Consider the following 4,663-nt stretch of genomic DNA (forward strand, 5'->3'; position numbering starts at 1 on the left):
CTTCCCATTCCGAACAGAGAAGTTAAGCTTCGTCACGCCGATGGTACTGCAGACTGTGGGAGAGTAGGTAGTCGCCGTTTTATTCAGAATCCCCGGAGTGGTCAACACCCCGGGGATTTTTTTGTTTATATACTTTTCTACTTTTTGCAAAACTCCTCTAAAGAATCATTCATTCCTTTTCTCTATTATCTTTTACCTTGATTTTCTGGCTTATATACTCCTGCTTCTCTGATTTTCCCATTTTACTATGATCCGTTTGTGACCATCTTGTAATTTCTTAAATTGAACATCTTTATTGAAAAAATAAACATATATATCATTGGGTTCAATTAAAATTTCTTATTTTTGTGATGTTGTAGAAATTCCTGACAATTATCGGGGATGATATTTTGATGAAAACAAGAAAGCTTATGGGCAGAGCTTTTAATTTGATTAACGATAGAGAGGAATTGAAGTTTGGGGAATCTAACTTCATTCAGTACATAAAATAGAAAGAAATTCGATGTCACTGGATAGTACAGAAAATTTTTCTATAGCCTGTGGGGGCAATGTTGATAGCGAACCATTCCAGACGAATGATCCGGAATTGGAGTTTTGTCCTTTGGGTGACGGTATTTCTTCCTGGTGTTATCTTTATGTACATCACTCTCGCGTTGATTCAGTCGTAGAAAGAATAAGCAAGGAGTTTAATGTTTTTATCCATAAGACCACCGTATTCAAACGGAAGAAGAGCCATGTCAGGGAAGAGGAACATCCTACTATCTCCGGCCTGGTATTCATTCAGGGAGAGATAGCTCGGATACAGGCCTTCCTGAAAGAGTATTTTCCGGGGATATATCTGGTCAATGACTGTAGTACCAAAGTTCCTGCAGTTATTCCTGATCGGGTCATGCAGCCCTTTATCAACCTCTCTCAGGTGGAACCGCATCGGATCCGTTTTATGTCCCACCCGGTTGACTATTATGCATCCGGCCATTCTCTGGTAAAAATTACTTCGGGAATCCTGAAAGGTATGGAAGGCTATCAGGTACGTATATCGAGAGACCGTTGCCTGATTACTGCTATGGGAAATATGACCATTGCCATCGGGGGCATCAACAAGGAGACTTTTGAAAACCTTCCGGATACTTATTCTCTATCTGACTTTTGAATATATAAATCTGTAACTTAAAATCGAACAACTTATATATGGTTATTGCTGTAGATTTTGACGGAACCATTGTTGAACATCGTTATCCGCATATCGGTAAGGAAATTCCCTTTGCCATTGATACATTGAAGCGGCTTCAGGAGAAGCATCATTTATTGATCTTGTGGACAGTGCGCGAAGGTGAATTACTGGAGGAAGCGGTAGAATATTGCCGTAAGAGAGGCTTGGAGTTTTATGCGGTGAATGCCAATCATCCGGATGAAGCGCCGAAAGAGAACCCGTCTTGCTCTTGCCGTAAGCTGAAGGCAGACATGTTCATTGACGACCGGAACGTAGGTGCTCTTCCTGATTGGGGAGCGATATATGAAATGGTTGTTCATAAATGGAGTTACGACCGTTATCTGCAGGAATTGGATAAGGAGATGGATGAGTACAAGCCGTCTTTGTGGAAACGAATTTTGGGAGGAAGATAAACCGATGGAGTCGAAATCTGAAAATACAAAGCGTATCGCTAAAAATACCCTGCTGCTGTATGTGCGCATGCTGTTTGGTATGCTTGTATCCTTATACACCTCCCGTGTGGTGTTACAAGCATTGGGAGTAGAGGATTATGGTATCTATAATGTAGTAGGCGGTTTTGTGGCAATGTTTTCCATGATATCGTCTTCATTATCGGCTTCAACCGGCAGATTCCTGACCTATGAGTTAGGGAAGGGCGATATGGAGAAATTGCAGAAAGTTTTTTCTACTTCATTAATTATCCATATTGGATTGGCCATACTAATTGTGATTTTAGCAGAATCCTTGGGAGTATGGTTTCTCAATACTCATATGACTATTCCGGCAGACAGATTGTATGCTGCCAATTGGGTATTTCATGCGTCTATAATATCTTTTGTTTTTAATTTATTTAGTGTTCCTTTTAACGCTACGATTATTTCCCATGAGCATATGAATGTATATGCATATGCCGGAATATTGGATATCTTATTGCGCTTATTGATTGTCTTGTTTATTGCCTATGTTCCTGGCCTGGGGGACCGGCTGATTTGCTATTCCTCATTATTAGTTGCGGTAAACATAGCCCTGCAGTTATTTTATATGTGGTATTGCCGTTCCCATTTTATGGAATGTAAATTAAAAGTGACATTCTACAATAAGTGCTTTTCCGAAATGGGAGCTTTTGCTGTATGGAATTTTATTGGCTGTACAGCTTCGCTTTTGAGAGACCAGGGAGTAAATATCCTATTGAATGTATTTATAGGCCCGATAGTCAATGCTGCAAGAGGAATTGCGGTTTCTGTAAATACAGCCATAGGTGCATTTGTTGGGAATTTTATGGTTGCCTTAACCCCCCAAATAACCAAGTCATATGCCTCTCAGGATTATACTTACATGAACAGCCTGATTGAACGAGGCTCACGCTTTTCGTATTATATCATGTTGGTATTTATATTGCCTGTGATATTGGAAGCAGAATTTGTATTGACTTTATGGTTAAAAGAATATCCTTTATACACAGTACCTTTTGTTCGGCTGGTATTGATTGCGAGTGCTATAGATACCTTGTCGAATACATTGATTACTTTACAAAATGCTACAGGGCGTATCCGCAATTATCAGTTGGCTGTAGGAGGTATGCTGATGATGAACTTCCCTCTTTCTTATCTTTGCTTGAAGTGCAACTTCTCTCCGGTAAGTGTCTATGTGGTTTCCATTGGAGTTGCGTTAGCCTGTTTGGTATTGCGCTTAGCTTTTTTAGAGCATATGGTTGAAAAATTCTCTTCATTGAGATTTGTCCGGAAAGTATGCCTGAATGTCATAGTTGTTACTTTATTAGCAATAATTGTTCCCTGTTTTTTACATTCGATACTTTCCTATGGTTGGTTGAGATTTATTTTGGTAGTAATCGTATGTCTGCTTGCTTCCGGATTGAGTATTGTTTTTGTGGGATGTACTGCTGGTGAACGTCAGTTTCTGTTTGCAAAGTTTTTACTTTTAAAAGCTAAATTGAAGATTCATGATTCTGATAAAAGATAAATCAGCTTGTTGTGGCTGCAGTGCCTGCTATGCCATTTGTCCCAAGCAGTGCATTTCCTTATCAGCCGATAAGGAAGGTTTTCTATATCCTGTAGTCAATGCTGAAGTATGCATTAACTGCGGTTTATGTGAAAAAGTCTGCCCGGTACTGCATCCAAAGAAAAAGGAAGTCCAGCCTGATGTCTTTGCCGTGATTAATACTGATGAAAAAATCAGGCTACAGAGTTCTTCTGGAGGGGTTTTTACGCTCATAGCAGAAAAGGTAATTGATAAAGGAGGAGTCGTTTTTGGAGCACGTTTCAATGAAAATTGGGAGGTCGTACACGATTATACAGAAACCAAAGAGGGACTTTCTTATTTTAGAGGTTCAAAATATGTGCAGAGTAATTTGGGAGAGGCATTTAACCAAGCTAAATCTTTTTTAGATGCTGGAAGAAAAGTAATGTTTACCGGTACTCCCTGTCAGATAGCGGGTTTGAAGAACTTTTTACGTAAATCCTATGATAACCTTCTGGCGGTAGATGTGATATGTCATGGGGTGCCTAGCCCGACAGTCTGGAAAGGATACCTGAATCAGTCAGTGAAGAATATATATAAAAACCAGCCTCTTTCTAAAGGAACTTTGAAATTAAAAGATGTCATTCAAAATATAAATTTTCGTTCGAAAGAGAATGGATGGAAGAATTATCATGTAGCTATTGAATATAAAAATGGGGAAAGAGAGTCTACTCCATTTTATCAAAATATGTATATGAATGCTTTTCTATCTGATTTCTCATTGCGTCCCAGTTGCTTTGCCTGTCCTGCTAAATTAGATAATATGCAAGGAGATATTACTTTGGCTGACTGTTGGGGGATAGATAAATTGAAGCCGGAAATAGATGATGATAAAGGATGTGGATTGATGCTTATTCACAATCCGATTATATGGAAGCAATATGATGAAGTAAGCAGTATTGTCAAATATCCGTTGAGCTTGTCAGATGTTGTAAAATACAATCCAATGATTACTAGATCTGTAAATTCTCCTGTAAATAGAACTTTGTTCTTTGATTTACTTTTTAGAATAGGTTTGAAGAAATCTTATCAATATGTGACTAGTTCTAGATTATTAATTCGTATTTTGCGTTCTTTATATAGAAAATTAAAATAGATATGAGAATAGCTATATTGACTTTGCCATTACATACTAATTACGGTGGAATTTTGCAGTGTTACGCTTTGCAGACTGTGTTGCAACGAATGGGACATGAGGTAAAGGTATTGGATAGGCCTCAATATGGATATTCTTACTATTATTATACATATCCTTTAGCCATTTGTAAGCGAATTATTAAACGTTATATATTAGAGTTTATATCGAATAATTGATTAAAGCGTTCTTTGACTTATCTTTGTGGTCTAAAAAGTTCAATTGATGTATTATGACAAGATTCGCCACCGTCATAGCCAAGTGCTTGCAGCGACAGGATT

Annotated in this window: 4 protein-coding genes and 1 rRNA gene; all 5 read left to right on the forward strand. The window is 38.3% G+C overall.

Annotation, left to right across the window (positions count from 1 at the left end; all coding sequences use genetic code 11):
• Positions 1 to 80 (forward strand): 5S ribosomal RNA (gene rrf, locus H3001_RS18610); the annotation flags it as partial.
• A gap of 422 nt (positions 81 to 502) precedes the next feature.
• A complete protein-coding gene (locus tag H3001_RS18615; protein WP_181215742.1) occupies positions 503 to 1,150 on the forward strand; it encodes a hypothetical protein in 648 nt (215 codons plus the stop codon).
• Positions 1,151 to 1,188: 38 nt separating this feature from the next.
• Positions 1,189 to 1,623, forward strand: a complete 435-nt coding sequence (locus H3001_RS18620; RefSeq protein WP_181215743.1) for a BT0820 family HAD-type phosphatase — start codon at positions 1,189 to 1,191, stop codon at positions 1,621 to 1,623.
• On the forward strand, positions 1,577 to 3,190 hold the full coding sequence (locus tag H3001_RS18625; protein WP_317170797.1) for an MATE family efflux transporter: 1,614 nt from the start codon (positions 1,577 to 1,579) through the stop codon (positions 3,188 to 3,190). The genes H3001_RS18620 and H3001_RS18625 overlap by 47 nt, the downstream gene beginning before the upstream one ends.
• Positions 3,171 to 4,343 (forward strand): Coenzyme F420 hydrogenase/dehydrogenase, beta subunit C-terminal domain, encoded by a 1,173-nt coding sequence (locus H3001_RS18630; protein ID WP_181215744.1) that lies wholly within the window; start codon positions 3,171 to 3,173, stop codon positions 4,341 to 4,343. The genes H3001_RS18625 and H3001_RS18630 overlap by 20 nt, the downstream gene beginning before the upstream one ends.
• Positions 4,344 to 4,663: the final 320 nt, after the last annotated feature.

This window comes from Phocaeicola faecicola, assembly GCF_013618865.1.
Taxonomy (GTDB): domain Bacteria; phylum Bacteroidota; class Bacteroidia; order Bacteroidales; family Bacteroidaceae; genus Phocaeicola; species Phocaeicola faecicola.